13 protein-coding genes are annotated in these 14807 nt (G+C 68.6%); 3 read left to right on the top strand and 10 right to left on the bottom strand.

What is annotated here, in order from left to right:
- Window positions 1-439 precede the first annotated feature (439 nt).
- A complete protein-coding gene (locus J2851_RS12010) occupies window positions 440-673 on the top strand; it encodes a hypothetical protein (RefSeq protein ID WP_209766508.1) in 234 nt (77 codons plus the stop codon).
- A gap of 7 nt (window positions 674-680) precedes the next feature.
- Here the strand turns inward: J2851_RS12010 and J2851_RS12005 are convergent, their stop codons facing one another.
- From J2851_RS12005 to msrP, 3 genes are read right to left on the bottom strand one after another with little or no spacing between them, the layout of a single operon-like run.
- Window positions 681-1589, bottom strand: a complete 909-nt coding sequence (locus J2851_RS12005) for a diacylglycerol/lipid kinase family protein (protein ID WP_209766507.1) — start codon at window positions 1587-1589, stop codon at window positions 681-683.
- An 11-nt stretch (window positions 1590-1600) separates the two neighbouring features.
- Window positions 1601-2269, bottom strand: coding sequence for a protein-methionine-sulfoxide reductase heme-binding subunit MsrQ (locus tag J2851_RS12000; protein WP_209766506.1), 669 nt, complete (start codon window positions 2267-2269; stop codon window positions 1601-1603).
- A 1-nt stretch (window position 2270) separates the two neighbouring features.
- On the bottom strand, window positions 2271-3218 hold the full coding sequence (msrP, locus tag J2851_RS11995) for a protein-methionine-sulfoxide reductase catalytic subunit MsrP (protein ID WP_209766505.1): 948 nt from the start codon (window positions 3216-3218) through the stop codon (window positions 2271-2273).
- A 220-nt stretch (window positions 3219-3438) separates the two neighbouring features.
- Between msrP and J2851_RS11990 the strand changes: the two genes are divergently transcribed.
- A complete protein-coding gene (locus tag J2851_RS11990; RefSeq protein ID WP_209766504.1) occupies window positions 3439-4428 on the top strand; it encodes an HD-GYP domain-containing protein in 990 nt (329 codons plus the stop codon).
- Window positions 4429-4586: 158 nt separating this feature from the next.
- Here J2851_RS11990 and ahpF read toward each other — a convergent pair whose 3' ends face one another.
- Both ahpF and ahpC read right to left on the bottom strand, forming a co-directional pair.
- The gene (ahpF, locus tag J2851_RS11985; protein WP_209766503.1) at window positions 4587-6164 is read right to left on the bottom strand and encodes an alkyl hydroperoxide reductase subunit F; all 1578 of its coding nucleotides are present in this window, start codon (window positions 6162-6164) and stop codon (window positions 4587-4589) included.
- A 112-nt stretch (window positions 6165-6276) separates the two neighbouring features.
- Window positions 6277-6840, bottom strand: coding sequence for an alkyl hydroperoxide reductase subunit C (gene ahpC, locus J2851_RS11980; protein ID WP_209766502.1), 564 nt, complete (start codon window positions 6838-6840; stop codon window positions 6277-6279).
- A gap of 183 nt (window positions 6841-7023) precedes the next feature.
- Here ahpC and J2851_RS11975 point away from each other — a divergent pair, with 183 nt between their 5' ends.
- Window positions 7024-7944: a hydrogen peroxide-inducible genes activator gene (locus tag J2851_RS11975; protein WP_209766501.1), complete on the top strand. Its 921-nt coding sequence runs from the start codon at window positions 7024-7026 to the stop codon at window positions 7942-7944.
- Between the two features lie 172 nt (window positions 7945-8116).
- Here J2851_RS11975 and pstB read toward each other — a convergent pair whose 3' ends face one another.
- The 5 genes from pstB to J2851_RS11950 form a co-directional block, all read right to left on the bottom strand.
- Entirely contained in the window at window positions 8117-8929 is an 813-nt protein-coding gene (pstB, locus tag J2851_RS11970; protein ID WP_209766595.1) for a phosphate ABC transporter ATP-binding protein PstB, read from the bottom strand.
- A gap of 65 nt (window positions 8930-8994) precedes the next feature.
- Window positions 8995-9840 (bottom strand): phosphate ABC transporter permease PstA, encoded by an 846-nt coding sequence (pstA, locus tag J2851_RS11965; RefSeq protein ID WP_209766500.1) that lies wholly within the window; start codon window positions 9838-9840, stop codon window positions 8995-8997.
- Window positions 9841-9844: 4 nt separating this feature from the next.
- The gene (pstC, locus tag J2851_RS11960; protein ID WP_209766499.1) at window positions 9845-10825 is read right to left on the bottom strand and encodes a phosphate ABC transporter permease subunit PstC; all 981 of its coding nucleotides are present in this window, start codon (window positions 10823-10825) and stop codon (window positions 9845-9847) included.
- Window positions 10826-10900: 75 nt separating this feature from the next.
- Window positions 10901-11977, bottom strand: a complete 1077-nt coding sequence (gene pstS / locus J2851_RS11955; protein WP_307419475.1) for a phosphate ABC transporter substrate-binding protein PstS — start codon at window positions 11975-11977, stop codon at window positions 10901-10903.
- 177 nt (window positions 11978-12154) lie between these two features.
- Window positions 12155-14758: a methyl-accepting chemotaxis protein gene (locus J2851_RS11950; RefSeq protein WP_246500594.1), complete on the bottom strand. Its 2604-nt coding sequence runs from the start codon at window positions 14756-14758 to the stop codon at window positions 12155-12157.
- Window positions 14759-14807: the final 49 nt, after the last annotated feature.

The raw sequence follows: 14807 nt of genomic DNA, 5'->3' as shown, positions 1-14807 counted from the left end.
ACGCATGCGGATCCCTCCCAACCTAGCCGTGAAAAACAGGGCGCCCGTTATAGCTGGACGCCGCGCGCCGGCCAATAGGCCTTTGGTGTACGTCCAATGGGGATCGCAGTTGGCGCCAAATCCCTCTCCCGTCCCGGGAGAGGGTGGCCCGGAGGGCCGGGTGAGGGTACCGCCAAGAATCAGCGCGCTCTCCGCGCACGACCCTCACCCTTCCCACGCTTTGCGTGGGCCCCTTCCCTCTCCCGGGGCGGGAGAGGGGCTTGTCCAAACGACCAGCCGGCCGGCGCACCCCCGCCGCAGTCACGACTACACTATCGAGGTAATCACCATTCTACCTATGCCCAAATGGCGATCTTAACACCTCGTTAACCCGAAAAATGGCTCAATGGCTTCAGCAAGGACGAACACTCAACCAAACAAACATCGGGAGTTAGTCATTATGAAGTCTCCGATCTTCTCGAACGACGTCGTCGCCGCTGCTTCCGTCCACCTGAACATCCTGGACGAATTCATCGCCACCGTGCAGAAGAAGATGGACGAGACGGTCAATCCTTTCGTCCGCGACAGCCTGGTCGACCTGCTGGCCAACCTGCGGGATCAGCGCGAGGGCTACAGCCTGTTCGCCGCGCCCGCCACCACCTCGGTCGCCGCTTCCTCCATCGCCGCCGTCTGATGCCTCCTCAATCCCCGGCCGCGAGGACGCGGAGCGCCTTCGGCCGGGTGCGGTAGCGCAAGGGCGGGCTGAGTTTCTCCACCTCGCCGTCCAAGGAGACTCGCAAGCGGTGGGCGTCGGAGCGGATCTCGACGTCCTTCACCGCCATCCGGTCGAAATCCCGTTCCTGGTCCAGCCGCCCCACGGCGGCCCGCATACCGAGCCAGAGCAGCCCCCACGGGCTGCGATGATCCAGCACGTAGAGGCACAGCTCGCCCCGGTCCAGCGCCGCGCGTCCGCCGGGGTTGAACAGGCTCAGGTCGTAGCTGTTGTTGCCGACGAAGACGAAGGGCGTCTTGCAGGGCCGTGCCCAGCCCTCCCCACAGATGGACAGCCGCCGCAAGGGGAAACGCCGCAGCACGCGCAGGCCCGCGACGGCCAGCGCCGGCCACTTGCCGCGCCCGGTGTCGTCCTGCTGCCGCTCCCGGTCGGCCACCATGTCGGCGTAAAGACCGATGGAGGAGTTGTTCACGAAGACGCGGCCGTTGACCTCCGCCACGTCCACGGCGCGCACCGCCCCGTCGGCGATGACGCCGACCGCCCCCTCCAGGTCGAGCGGCAGCCCCAGATCCTTGGCGAAATGGTTGAGCGTCCCGAGCGGCAGCACGCCGAGCGGCACCGCGCCGCCGGCGAGCACGCCCGCGGCGGCGCTGATCGTGCCGTCGCCGCCGCCCACCACGACGGCGTCCAGCCGCGCCTGTTCCGCCTCCCGCCGGGCCTCCTCCATCGCTTGCCGCAGATCGTCGCCCGCGGCCATGATGATGGAGGCCTCGACGCCCTTCTTCCGGAAAAGCTCCGCCAGCGTCCCGGCGAAGTCGTCGGCATCCGATCCCTTGACCGTTCCGCCGCCCTTGTTGACGATCACGCGTACCCGCATCGTTCCCCGTTTCAGTCGCCTCCGGAGCGACTGAAGATAGGCTGCCGGCCGGCCCGAACCGCTATCCTCCAGGGGGAGGCCCAGGCCAGCCGCAGCGCGACCAGCCCGGCGAAGACCGCGAGATAGACGAAGGGCGGGATCTGCCAGCCCTTCACCAGCATCACATAATGGAAGCAGCCGGCCAGCCCGGCGGCGAACACCGTCTTGTGCAGCGCACGCCAGCGCCGCCCGCCCAGCCGCTTGACCATGCCGTTGGTGGAGGTCGCCGCCAGCGCGGTCAGGATCACGAAGGCGCCCATGCCGACGGTGATGTAGGGGCGCTTGACGATGTCCTTCCACACCGCGGCCCAGTCGAAGAACTGGTCGATGCCGACGTAGGTCAGCACGTGCAGCAGCGCGTAGGCGAAGGCGAATAGCCCGATCATGCGCCGGAAGCGCGCCAGCGCCGGCACGCGGGTCAGCTGCCGCAACGGCGTCACCGCCAGCGCGATGAGCAGGAATCTCAGCGCCCACAGGCCGGTCTGCCGCACGCCCTCCGCGATCGGCTCCGCCCCCAGCCCGCCGGTTCCGGCGAGCCAGAAGGTCCAGGCCATCGGCAGCAGGGCCGCCACGAACACCGCCGGCTTCGCCCAGCGCGACATCAGCGCCGCGGAGACGGTCTGCCTGATCCCGGTCGCCATCTCAGAAATACTTCCGCAGGTCCATGCCGGAGTAGAGCGAGGCGACCTCCTCGCCATACCCGTTGAAGGCCAAGGTCTTGCGCCGGAAGAAGTCGCCGACGCGGCGCTCGTTCGCCTGGCTCCAGCGCGGGTGGTCCACGTCCGGGTTCACGTTGGCGTAGAAGCCGTATTCGAAGGGCTGGGAGCGGTTCCAGGCGGTCGGCGGCTGGTCCTTCGTCAGCGTGATCCGCACGACGGACTTGATCGACTTGAAGCCGTACTTCCACGGCACCACCAGCCGGATCGGCGCGCCGTTCTGGTTCGGCAGCACGTCGCCGTACATGCCCACGGCCAGGATGGCGAGCGGGTGCATGGCCTCGTCCAGCCGCAGACCCTCGGTGTAGGGCCAGTTCAGCACGCCCAACCGCTGGCCGGGCATCTGCGCCGGGTCGTGCAGCGTCCGGAAGGCGACGTATTTGGCGGCCCCTGTCGGCTCCACACGCTTCAGGACCTCCGCCAGCGGGAAGCCGACCCAGGGGATCACCATCGACCAGGCCTCGACGCAGCGCAGGCGGTAGATGCGCTCCTCCAGCGGGAATTTCAGCAGATCCTCGATGCCGAAGGTCATGGGCTTGCCGACCTCGCCGTCGACCACGACCTCCCACGGGCGGGTCTTCAGCGTGCCGGCGTATTCGGACGGGTCGGTCTTGCCGGTGCCGAACTCGTAGAAATTGTTGTAGGTGGTCGCCGACTTCTGCGGCGTGACCGGGTCCATCTTGGCGTCCGGCGGCTGCACCGTCGTCTTTGCGTCGAGGGCGGCAAAGGCCGGGCCGGACAGCAGCGGGGCCATGCCGCCGACCGCCAGCGCGGCGGCGCCCCCCGCGATGACCGAACGGCGGGACAGGAACAGCGCGCGGGGCGTGACCTCGTCCTCGCGGGCTTCCGATGCGGCGCGGACCTTCAACAACATGCGACCAACTCCCCCCAAACCATCATGGGCAAATGTCCACGATGGGAAAGCTACCCCGGCGGCGCATCTGCGGCGAATCACGTCGTGAACACGATCCCGTGATACCCCCGCGAGTGTTTGCGCCCACCTTGAATTTTGGACTTATTCCAATCTTTCTCAAAAGGCTATCTTGGTGGTGAGCAGTCGAAGTCAACATGAGCCCGCAGGAATATCGTGGTTAATGCGTCGACCCAAGCGCTGGACACCATCGCGGCCGTGCCCCGGGGCCGTTCCACTGTCGGAGGTCCTGGGCGCGCTCAGCCACGCGATCGACCTGACGGAGGGACAGCCGCCGGGGCACTGCGTGCGCTGCTGCTGGATCGGGGTGCATGTCGGGCGCGCGCTCGGCCTCGACGACGCGGCGATGGGCGACCTCTACTACGCGATCCTGCTGAAGGATCTCGGCTGCAGCAGCAACGCGGCGCGCATCTGCCAGCTTTACCTCAGCGACGACATCGGCTTCAAACGCGACTTCAAGACCGTCGGCAGCGGCCTGCCCCAGGTGCTGGGCTTCGTGCTGTCGCACACCGGCCTGCAATCGAGCTTGGCGGAGCGCTTCCGCGCGGTGCTGAACATCGTCCGCAACGGCGGCGAGATCGCGCAGGAGCTGATCGAGACGCGTTGCCAGCGCGGGGCCGACATCGCACGCCGGCTGCGCTTCTCGGAGGAGGTGGCGCATGCCATCCAGGCGCTGGACGAGCATTGGGACGGGAACGGGCAACCGGCGGGCCTGAAGGGCGAGGCGATCCCCCTCTTCGCCCGCATCGCGCTGCTGTCGCAGGTGGTGGACGTCTTCCACACCAGCGGCGGTCCGGAGGCCGCGCTGAAGGAGGTGCGCGGGCGGTCCGGCACATGGTTCGACCCGCAGGTCGTGGCGGCGCTGGAGCGGGTCGCCGCCGACCCCGCCTTCTGGGCCACCCTGGCCTCCGACGAAGTCGAGCGGGCGATCTTCAGGCTGGAGCCGGCGCGCCGCGACACGGTGGCCGACGAAGTCTACCTGGACGACATCGCGGAGGCCTTCGCCGACATCGTCGACGCCCTGACCGCCGCCCGCCCTTACCGCGGCCCCATGCCGTCGGAAAAGGCGCTGGAGATCATGGAGAAGGAGGAGGGCCGGGCCTTCGACCCGGCGTGCATGCAGGCGCTGCGGCGGGTGCTGGCGCGGGGGTAGTGGGTGGGTGGGGAGTGGTTGCGCTGGGCCCCCACCCTAACCCTCCCCCATCTTCGACGGGGGAGGGAACTCCGCCGCTCCCGCGCTCAACCCCTCCCCCCGCGAAGTGGGGGGAGGTCGGGAGGGGGGCCCAATACGACCACTCCCCTCCCCAAACCTCACGCCGCCGCGGCAGCCTCGACCGGCACGGACCGGATCAGGAAGTCGAAGGCCGACAGGGCCGCCTTCGATCCCTCGCCCATGGCGATGACGATCTGCTTGTAGGGCACCGTGGTCGCATCGCCCGCCGCGAAGACGCCGGGGACGGAGGTCTGGCCGCGGGCGTCGACCTCGATCTCGCCGCGCGGGGTCAGGGCGATGGTGCCCTTCAGCCACTCGGTGTTGGGAACGAGGCCGATCTGGACGAAGATGCCTTCCAGCTCGACCGTGTGCAGGGCGCCGCCGTTGCGGTCCTTGTAGACGAGGCCGGTCACCTTGTTGCCGTCGCCCAGCACCTCGGTCGTCAGGCCGGAGGTGACGATGGTGACGTTCGGCAGGCTGCGCAGCTTGCGCTGGAGCACCTCGTCGGCGCGCAGCTGGCTGTCGAACTCGATCAGCGTCACATGCGCGACGATGCCCGCCAAGTCGATGGCCGCCTCGACGCCGGAGTTGCCGCCGCCGATCACCGCCACGCGCTTGCCCTTGAACAGCGGGCCGTCGCAGTGCGGGCAGTAGGCCACGCCCTTGTTGCGGTACTCGTCCTCGCCCGGCACGTTCATCTGGCGCCAGCGGGCGCCGGTGGACAGGATCACCGTCCGGGCCTTCAGCGAGGCGCCGTTGGCCAGCCGCACCTCGGTCAGCCCGCCGGGCTGCGCGGCCGGGATCAGGGCTTCAGCGCGCTGCAGGTTCATGATGTCCACGTCATAGTCCTTGACGTGCTGCTCCAGCGCGGCGGCGAGCTTCGGACCCTCGGTGTGCGAGACCGAGATGAAGTTCTCGATGCCCATGGTGTCCAGCACCTGGCCGCCGAAGCGCTCCGCCGCGATGCCGGTGCGGATGCCCTTGCGAGCGGCGTAGATCGCAGCAGACGCGCCGGCCGGGCCGCCGCCGATCACCAGAACGTCGAAGGCGTCCTTGGCCTTGATCTTCTCCGCGTCGCGCGCCGAGGCGCCGGTGTCGATCTTGGCGAGGATCTGCTCCAGCCCCATGCGGCCCTGGCCGAACGGCTCGCCGTTCAGGAAGATGGAGGGCACGGCCATGATCTTGCGCTGCTCGACCTCGCCCTGGAACAGCGCGCCATCGATGGCGACATGCTTGATCCGCGGGTTGAGCACGCTCATCAGGTTCAGCGCCTGCACCACGTCCGGGCAGTTCTGGCAGGTGAGCGAGAAATAGGTTTCAAAGACGTACTCACCCTCAAGCGACTTCACCTGCTCGATGACGTCGGCCGATTCCTTGGACGGATGGCCGCCGACCTGCAGCAGCGCGAGGATGAGCGAATTGAACTCGTGCCCCATGGGCAGGCCCGCGAAGCGCACGCCGATGTCGGTGCCGGCGCGGTTGATCGCGAAGGACGGCTTGCGGGCGTCGTCGCCACGACGCAGGGTGATCTTGTCCGACAGGGCCTCGATCTCCTGGAGGAGTTCGAGCATTTCCTGGGACTTGGCGCCGTCGTCCAGGGATGCCACCAGTTCGACGGGCTGCGTGATGCGTTCGAAATAGGCCTTGAGCTGGCCCTTGACGTTGTTGTCCAACACGGCGATGGCTCCCGAAACGGTGTTGCGCGGTCAGGTGGGGTCCACCCCCGGACCCGGCGGTCGCCGGGCCCGGAGGGTATCCAACAGCGTGGATGCGGACCGATCGCGGACTTTAGATCTTGCCGACCAGGTCCAGCGACGGGGCGAGCGTCTTCTCACCCTCTTCCCACTTGGCCGGGCAGACCTCGCCCGGGTGGGAGGCGACGTACTGGGCGGCCTTGACCTTGCGGAGCAGCTCGCGGGCGTCGCGACCGATGCCGCCGGCGGTGATCTCGACGATCTGGATCTTGCCGTTCGGGTCGACGACGAAGGTGCCGCGGTCGGCCAGGCCGGCTTCCTCGATCATGACCTCGAAGTTGCGGGTGATGGTGCCGGTCGGGTCACCGACCATCGTGTACTGGATCTTCTTGATGGCCGGCGAGCTGTCGTGCCAGGCCTTGTGCGAGAAATGCGTGTCGGTCGAGACGCTGTAGATCTCGACGCCCAGCTTCTGGAACTCGCCGTAGTTGTCGGCCAGGTCCTCAAGCTCGGTCGGGCAGACGAAGGTGAAATCGGCCGGGTAGAAGAACACCACCGACCACTTGCCCTTCAGGTCGGCGTCGGAAACGTCGATGAACTTGCCGTTCTTGAAGGCGGTGGCCTTGAACGGCTTAATTTCGGTGTTGATCAAAGACATGTGTTCTCCATCAGTCGTATTGATTGGAGCAACCATCAGCACAGCGTCCCCGGATCGGCCCGCCGTGCGTCGGCTCCCCCCTCGTTGGTCGTTTGACGCTGCGGAAATTAGGGTCTCTCGGCCAACGAGGGAAACGAAAAATACTGATCGTAGTGATCGAAAAAATCGATTATAGTGCGGTGCATGAAGCCGCTTCCCACCCTGCGCCAGCTGCACTACCTCGTCGCCGTCGTCGACCGCTGCCATTTCGGCAAGGCGGCGGAGGCCTGCCTCGTCAGCCAATCCACCCTCAGCGCCGGCATCCAGGAACTGGAAAGCCTGCTCGGCGCGCCGCTGCTGGAGCGCACGAAGCGCTCCGTCCTGCCCACCCCGCTTGGGCGGGAGATCGCGGAGCGCGCCCGCAGCCTGCTGAAGGGGGCGGAAGACCTGGTGGACATCGCGCGGTCGGTGGACAACGCCATGGCCGGGCCGCTGCACCTGGGCGTCATCCCGACCATCGGGCCGTTCCTGATCCCGCGCGTCATGCCGGCGCTGCGCGACGCCTTCCCGAAGCTGAAGCTCTACCTGCGGGAGGACCAGACCGCGCGGCTGCTGGACCGGCTCGAGTCGGGGGAGCTGGACGCCGCCCTGCTGGCCCTGCCCTACCCGTCCGGCGACGTCGAGTCGATCGACATCGCGGAGGATCGATTCTCGGTCGTCTGCCCGCCGGGCCACCGGCTGTCCCGCATGCCGTCGGCGCGGCCGTCCGACGTGGCGCCGGAGGATCTGCTGCTGCTGGAGGACGGGCACTGCCTGCGCGACCACGCGCTAGCCGCCTGTGCGCTGGAGGGCACGCGGCAAAGCGCCGCGTTCCAGGGGACGAGCCTGCACACGCTGGTCCAGATGGTCGCCAACGGTCTGGGGGTCACGCTGCTGCCGCAGATGGCGCTCGACTCCGGCATCCTGCGGGGGCTCGACCTGACGGTCCGGCCGCTCGACGCCGACCGCCCGTTCCGCCGGATCGGCCTGGTCTGGCGCCGGACCTCCGGCCGCAAGGAAACCTTCCGGCAGCTCGCCGCCGCACTGAAGGAAGCCATCGCAGAGGAGACGGTCGAGGCGGCGTAGTGGGGGGACTTTGCGCTGGATTCCCACAAGGCCGTTGCATCGGGCCCCCACCCTAACCCTCCCCCATCTTCGACGGGGGAGGGAACTCCGCCCCGCGTCCCCTAGGCCCCTCCCCCCGCGAAGTGGGGGGAGGTTGGGAGGGGGGCCCAGCGCAGGCGCTTAAAAACCCCCCTCAGCCGAAGCGGCCGGTGATGTACTCCGACGTCTTTTCCTTGGCCGGGTTGGTGAAGATGCTCTCGGTGTCGCCGAACTCGATCAGCTCGCCGAGGTACATGAAGGCGGTGAAGTTGGAGACGCGCGCGGCCTGCTGCATGTTGTGCGTGACGATGGCGATGCAGTAGTCGGAGCGCAGCTCGTCCACCAGCTCCTCGCACTTGGCGGTGGAGATGGGGTCGAGCGCCGAGGTCGGCTCGTCGAGCAGCAGGACCGACGGCTTCACCGCGATGGCGCGGGCGATGCACAGCCGCTGCTGCTGGCCGCCCGACAGGCTCATGCCGTTCTGCCGCAGCTTGTCCTTCACCTCGTCCCACAGGGCGGCGCGGCGCAGGCTGTATTCGATGCGGTCGTTCATCTCCGACTTCGACAGCTTCTCGTAGAGCCGCACGCCGAAGGCGATGTTGTCGTAGATCGACATCGGGAAGGGAGTCGGCTTCTGGAACACCATGCCGACGCGGGCGCGCAGCAGGTTCAGGTCCTGCTTGGGCGACAGGATGTTGTTGCCGTCCAGCAGCACCTCGCCCGTCGCCTTCTGCTTGGGGTAGAGGTCGTACATGCGGTTCAGGATGCGCAGCAGCGTGGACTTGCCGCAGCCCGACGGGCCGATGAAGGCGGTGACCTGCCGGTCGTACAGCGGCAGCGAGATGTCCTTCAGCGCCCGGTAGCCGTCGTAGTAGAAGTCCAGGTTGCGGACGCTGATCTTCTCCGCCAGGCCGGCGCGGCTGCGGTTGCCCGTGCGCCCCTCAGAAAGGCCGGCGGTCGGCGACATGGCGATGGCAGGATTCATAGCGGGGTTGCGGCCCGAGGTCGGATCGAAGTTGGTCGTGGTCATGGTTACTTTCTCGTCGTTCCGAGCCCGGCGAGCACCCGCGCGCCGATGTTGAGAAGGAGGATGGTCACCGTGATCAGGAGCGCCCCGCCCCAGGCCAGCTGGCGCCAGTCCTCGTACGGCGACATCGCGTACTGGAAGATGACCACCGGCAGGTTGGCCATCGGCGCGTTCATGTCTGCGCTCCAGAACTGGTTGTTCAGCGCGGTGAACAGCAGCGGCGCCGTCTCGCCGCTGATGCGGGCGATGGCCAGCAGGACGCCGGTGATGATGCCGTTGCGCGCCGCGCGGTAGGCGACCAGCGTGATCACCTTCCATTGCGGGGCGCCCAGCGCCGCCGCGGCCTCGCGCAAGCTGTTCGGCACCAGCTTCAGCATGTCCTCGGTCGTGCGGACGACGACCGGGATGACGATCACCGCCAGCGCCAGCGCGCCCGCCCAGGCCGAGAAATGGCCCATGCGGACGACGACCACCTCGTAGATGAACAGGCCGACCATGATCGACGGCGCGCTCAGCAGGATGTCGTTGATGAAGCGCACGACCTCGGCCAGCTTCGCCCCGCGGCCGAATTCCGCCAGGTAGGTGCCGGCCATGATGCCGACCGGCGTGCCGACCAGGGTCGCCACGGTGGTCATCACCACGCTGCCGAAGATCGCGTTCAGCAGGCCGCCCTCGCCGCCCGGCGGCGGGGTGTTCTCGGTGAACAGGGCGAGGTTGATGGACGACAGCCCGTTGAACAGCAGCGTCCACAGGATGGCGACGAGCCAGAACAGCCCGAAGCCGGCCGCACCCAGGGCCAGCGACAGGGCGACGCGGTTGACCGCCTTGCGGCGCAGATAGATGGCGTTCATGGGCTCAGGCTCCCGCCTTGCGCTGCAGGCGGATCAGCATGATCTTGGCCGCCGACAGCACGACGAAGGTGATCAGGAAGAGGATCAGCCCCATGGCGATCAGCGCCGAGGTGTAGACGTCGCCCACCGCCTCGGTGAACTCGTTGGCGATGGAGGCGGAGATGGTCGTGCCCGGCGCCAGGATGGAGGAGCTGATGCGGTGCGCGTTGCCGATCACGAAGGTGACGGCCATGGTCTCGCCCAGCGCGCGGCCGAGGCCCAGCATGACGCCGCCGACCACGCCCGTGCGGGTGTAGGGCAGCACCACGTTCCACACCACCTCCCACGTCGTGGCACCCAGGCCATAGGCGCTCTCGCGCACCATCGGCGGCACCGTTTCGAACACGTCGCGGGTGATGGAGGTGATGAAGGGCAGAACCATGATGCCCAGGATCAGCCCGGCGGTCAGGACGCCGATGCCGTAGGGCGGGCCCATGAAAATGTTCTCAAGGACCGGCAGCTGCCCCACCGTGTCGATCAGGAAGGGCTGCACCGTCGATTGCATGAAGGGGGCGAAGACGAACAGGCCCCAAATGCCATAAATAATGCTGGGAATGCCGGCCAGAAGCTCGATGGCGATGCCGAGCGGGCGCTTCAGCCAGGTCGGGCACATCTCGGTGATGAACAGGGCGATGCCGAAGCTGACGGGGATGCCCACCAGCATGGCGATGGCCGCGGTGACCAGCGTGCCGTAGATCGGGGCCAGCGCGCCGAACTGGTCGGTCACCGGGTTCCAGACCTCGGTCGTGACGAAGCCGACGCCGAAGGCGCGGATGGCCGGCATGGCGCCGTCGATCAGCGCAACGGCGACGCCGCCAAGAATGAGCAACACCAGCACGGCGAAGAAAAGGGTGGCCGTGCGGAACGCCACGTCCTGCAGGCGCTGGCGTCGGGCGCGGCGCAGGACGGTCACGTCTTCGGACAGGTCCAAGGCAATCTCGGTCATAGCGGCTCCACAACAGGCAAGCGGGGAGGACGGCGGCGCGCCGTCCTCCCCCATGTCCTCACACCGTCCGCGCGCTTACTTGGCCGCGGCGGTCCAGACCGCCTTGCCGTCGGCCTTGATCTGCTCGGCCCAGGTCTTCTGGACCATCGCCACGACGTTGTCCGGCATCGGGACGTAGTCGAGCGCGGTGGCCGCCTGGGCGCCGCTCTTGTAGGCCCAGCTGAAGAACTTCAGCGCGGCCTCGGTGGATGCTGCGTCCTGCGGCTGCTTGTGCAGCAGGATGAAGCTGGCGCCGGTGATCGGCCAGCTGCCGGCACCCGGCTCGTTCGTCAGGATGACGTAGTAGCCCTTGGCGTTGGCCCAGTCGGCGTTGGCCGCCGCGGCCTGGAAGGCCTCGATCTTCGGCTCGACGATCTTGCCGTCCTTGTTCTGCAGGGCGATGAAGGGGATGTTGTTCTGCTTGGCGTAGGCGTACTCGACGTAGCCGACCGCACCCTCGGTCTGCTTGACCATGTTGGCCACGCCCTCGTTGCCCTTGGCGCCGATGCCGGCCGGCCACTGGACGGAGGTGTTGGCGCCGATCTGGGTCTGGAACTTCGGGCTGGTCTTCGACAGGTAGTCGGTGAACAGGAAGTTCGTGCCCGACCCGTCGGAGCGGTAGACCGGGGCGATGGCGGTGTTCGGCAGGGTGACGCCGGGGTTCAGCGCCTTGATCTGCTCATCGTTCCACTTCTTGACCTCGCCCATGTAGATGTTGGCGAGCACGGTGCCGCTCAGCTTGATGGCGCCGGCGGTGACGCCCTTCAGGTTCACGACCGGGACGACGCCGCCCATGATCATCGGGAACTGCACCAGGCCGGCCTCGTCCAGCTCCTCCGGCTTCAGCGGCATGTCGGACGCGCCGAAGGTGACGGTCTTGGCCTTGATCTGCTTGATGCCGCCACCCGAGCCGATGGACTGGTAGTTCAGACCGACGCCCGTCTCCTTCTTGTAGGCGTCCGCCCACTTCGCGTAGATCGGGTACGGGAAGGTGGCGCCGGCGCCGGAGATGTCGGCGGCCTGCGCCGTGGCGACGGCGGCGGTGGACGCGGTGATCACAGCCAGCACGCCGAACGCGGCCGAGCGCAGATACGCCGAGGTCTTGATGTTCACGACAAAGCTCCCGATTGATTTGGACGTTTGGTGAGATCGGCTGGTGGTGAGATCGGCTGATGCCGAGACCGGCCGGGCCGTCCGTTTCGCCGTCCATTTCGAACGCGTGCGACGATAACGAAGGGCCGTGACTCGTCTGTTGCGGTTGCGTGTCAGTTTTGTGAATCCTCCGCCGGGTCAGCGCGCCGCGCGGATCTCCTGCAGGAAGAGGTGCACGGACGAGCCGAGCGTGGTCGCCTCGCGCGACAGGCTTTCGGCCACCTCCAGCACGTCGCCGGCCTGCGCCCGCACGACGGCCGCCGATTCCGACAGGCCGGCGACATGCTCCGACGCCGCCTGGGTGCCTGCTGCCACCTTGTGCGACACCTCGACGATGCCGGACGTGATGGCCGCCTGCTGCTCCACCGCCGCGGCGATGGCCGATGCGTTGCCTTCGATGCGCTGGACGCTGTCGGCCATCCCCTCCACCTCGTCGGCGGTCTGGCGGCTGGCGTCCTGCGTGGCGGCGATCTGGCGGGCGATGTCGGCGGTGGCGCTGGCCGTCTGGGAGGCGAGGTGCTTCACCTCCCCCGCGACGACGGCGAAGCCCTTCCCCGCCTCACCGGCGCGGGCCGCCTCGATGGTGGCGTTCAAGGCCAGCAGGTTCGTCTGGCCGGCGATGCTCTCGATCAGGTCGACCACGGCGCCGATGGCGCTGGCGGCCTGCGACAGGTCGCCGACCGTGCCCTTGACCCGCTCCGCCCCCGCGGCGGTGTCGCCGATGATGCGGGCGGACTCGCCGGTGCGCTTGCTGATCTCGGCGATGGAGTTGGAAATCTCGGCCGCCGCGACCGCCACCTGCTGGATGCCGGCGGACATCTCCGCCGACACCTCCATGGCGGCGGTGGCGCGGTCGCTGGCGCTGGTGGCGATGGCGGTGAGCGAGCGGGCGCGTTCGGCCATGGCCCGGGCGGCGCCGGCCAGAGTCTCGACGCTCGCCAGAACGTTGCTCTCGAACTGGTCGGCGATCTCCAGCATGCCGGCGCGGCGTTGCTGCGCGGCGCTGCGGCGCTCCTCCTCCACGCGACGGCGGGCGTCGTTCATGGCGCGGGCGTTGGCGATGAAGACGTCCAGCGCCTCCGCCATGTCGGTGATCTCGTCCTTACCCGACTTCGGCACGTCGACCGAAAGGTCGCCGCGGGCGACCCGGCGCATGGCCGCGGCCAGGCTTTCCAGCCGCCCGACGATGCGGCGCCCGACATAGAGCCAGACGATCAGCGCCGACAGCAGCACGCCGACGGTGGCGAGCAGCATCTGGAGGTCGTTGGTCCGCTCCAGCGCCGCCTGCGTGTCCGCGGCCCCGCGGGCCGACGCCTGCTCCGCGCGCTGGACCAGCCCGTCCACCGTCGCGGCCAGGGCGCCGGCGGCGGTCTGGTTGCGTTCGTTCAGGCGCGCGTTCTCGGCGTAGGCCTCCAGCTCCCCCTGGCGGAGCGCCAGGATGCCGTCCGGCCCGAATCCCAGCGCCAGCAGCCGGTCGGCCAGCGGGCGGACCGCCGCGGCCTCCTCCTCCGCCAGGGCGCCGACCCCGTCGCGGATCGCCGCGGCGACAGCGTCCAGGGCGCGGCGGGCCTCGGCCAGTCGCCGCGGGCTGTCGGCGTCGCCGGCCTCCGCCAGCTTGCCGGCCAGCAGGTTCGCCTTGGCGAGCAGGCCGCTCAGCGTGATGTAGCTCTGCTGCGCGGCGGGAACGACGGTGGTCGACAGCTCCTGCACGCGCTGCTCGATGGCCCCGCTGGTGTCGGCGATGCGGGTGCGGGAGTTCAGCATCAGCGGCAGCATCCGCGTGTTGGCGGTGCCGTCCAACTGCACGATGTCGTCCACGCTCCGCGCCAGCCCCTCGGCGAGGCTGCGGGCCTCCGCCGCCGGGACGCCGGGGTCGAGCTGGCGGACGCGCCGGGTGTAGACGCTCCGCTCGCCGTCGCCGTAGGCGGTCAGCGCGCGGATGGCCTGCACCACCGGGGCGGCGTCTTCATTGGCCGCCAGCGGCCGCAGCGCACCCTGCAGGTCGGAGACCGCGGAGTCGAAGTCGGTGGACAGCGACATGACCTTGGACCGGTCGGTCTCGTAGGCGCCGATCAGCAGCGACTTGGTCAAGGCCGCGGCGGCGCCGCGCAGCTGGAACAGCGGCAGGACCGTCTGGCCCAGTTCCTCCCCGATGATCGTGGTCTGCTGCGCGGCGACGTCCACCATGGATTCGATGGAGTGCTCCAGGTTCTGCCGGGAGCGCTGCATCCGCGGCTCCAGCGCGGCGAGCAGGCGCGCGTGCGCGTCGCTCAGCTCCACCAGCCGGGCGGCGCGGCGTTCCCGCAGTTCCAGCCGGCGGCCGGTCGCGACGGCCAGCGCGTCGATGTTCGCCAGCAGCGATTGGGCGGTGATGCCCATGCCGGCGATGCCCTCGCCATTCCCATCGATGGCCGTCAGCGTCGCCGTCTGGCGCTTCAGCGAGGCGCGCTGCTCGTCCGCCTCCGCGCGCAGGCGGGCCAGGACGTCGGGCGACGCGGCGGCGTCGATCAGGGGGCCGAGCGCCATCACCCGCGCGGTGGTGGTCGCCAGCCCGTGGGCGGCGCCCAGCAGCGGCACCTGCACCCCGGTGATGTCCGCCACATGGTCCTTCACAGCACCATAGGACAGCCAGCCGATGACGGCGGCCGCGCACGGCAGGGCGCCGACCGCGCCGAAGGCCACCAGCATCTTCGCCTTGATGCCGAAGCGCCGGGACGGGTCCGCGGCAGCGCTGTTGTCCATCGCCATGTCGTCAGCCAATGCAGTGGAGGTACGCTCCGCCGCAGCGCGA

Source organism: Azospirillum rugosum (genome assembly GCF_017876155.1).
GTDB classification, from domain to species: Bacteria; Pseudomonadota; Alphaproteobacteria; order Azospirillales; family Azospirillaceae; genus Azospirillum; species Azospirillum rugosum.
Note: the sequence above shows the minus strand (reverse complement) of the source record. Positions and strands in the feature narration are given on the sequence as shown.

Bases quoted from the DNA above. Each gene is read 5' to 3' on its own strand.
- J2851_RS12010 (WP_209766508.1), top strand. From the start codon at position 440: ATGAAGTCTCCGATCTTCTCGAACGACGTCGTCGCCGCTGCTTCCGTC.
- J2851_RS12005 (WP_209766507.1), bottom strand. From the start codon at position 1,589: ATGCGGGTACGCGTGATCGTCAACAAGGGCGGCGGAACGGTCAAGGGA.
- J2851_RS12000 (WP_209766506.1), bottom strand. From the start codon at position 2,269: ATGGCGACCGGGATCAGGCAGACCGTCTCCGCGGCGCTGATGTCGCGC.
- msrP (WP_209766505.1), bottom strand. From the start codon at position 3,218: ATGTTGTTGAAGGTCCGCGCCGCATCGGAAGCCCGCGAGGACGAGGTC.
- J2851_RS11990 (WP_209766504.1), top strand. From the start codon at position 3,439: ATGCGTCGACCCAAGCGCTGGACACCATCGCGGCCGTGCCCCGGGGCC.
- ahpC (WP_209766502.1), bottom strand. From the start codon at position 6,840: ATGTCTTTGATCAACACCGAAATTAAGCCGTTCAAGGCCACCGCCTTC.
- J2851_RS11975 (WP_209766501.1), top strand. From the start codon at position 7,024: ATGAAGCCGCTTCCCACCCTGCGCCAGCTGCACTACCTCGTCGCCGTC.
- pstB (WP_209766595.1), bottom strand. From the start codon at position 8,929: ATGTCGCCGACCGCCGGCCTTTCTGAGGGGCGCACGGGCAACCGCAGC.
- pstA (WP_209766500.1), bottom strand. From the start codon at position 9,840: ATGAACGCCATCTATCTGCGCCGCAAGGCGGTCAACCGCGTCGCCCTG.
- pstC (WP_209766499.1), bottom strand. From the start codon at position 10,825: ATGACCGAGATTGCCTTGGACCTGTCCGAAGACGTGACCGTCCTGCGC.
- J2851_RS11950 (WP_246500594.1), bottom strand. From the start codon at position 14,758: ATGGACAACAGCGCTGCCGCGGACCCGTCCCGGCGCTTCGGCATCAAG.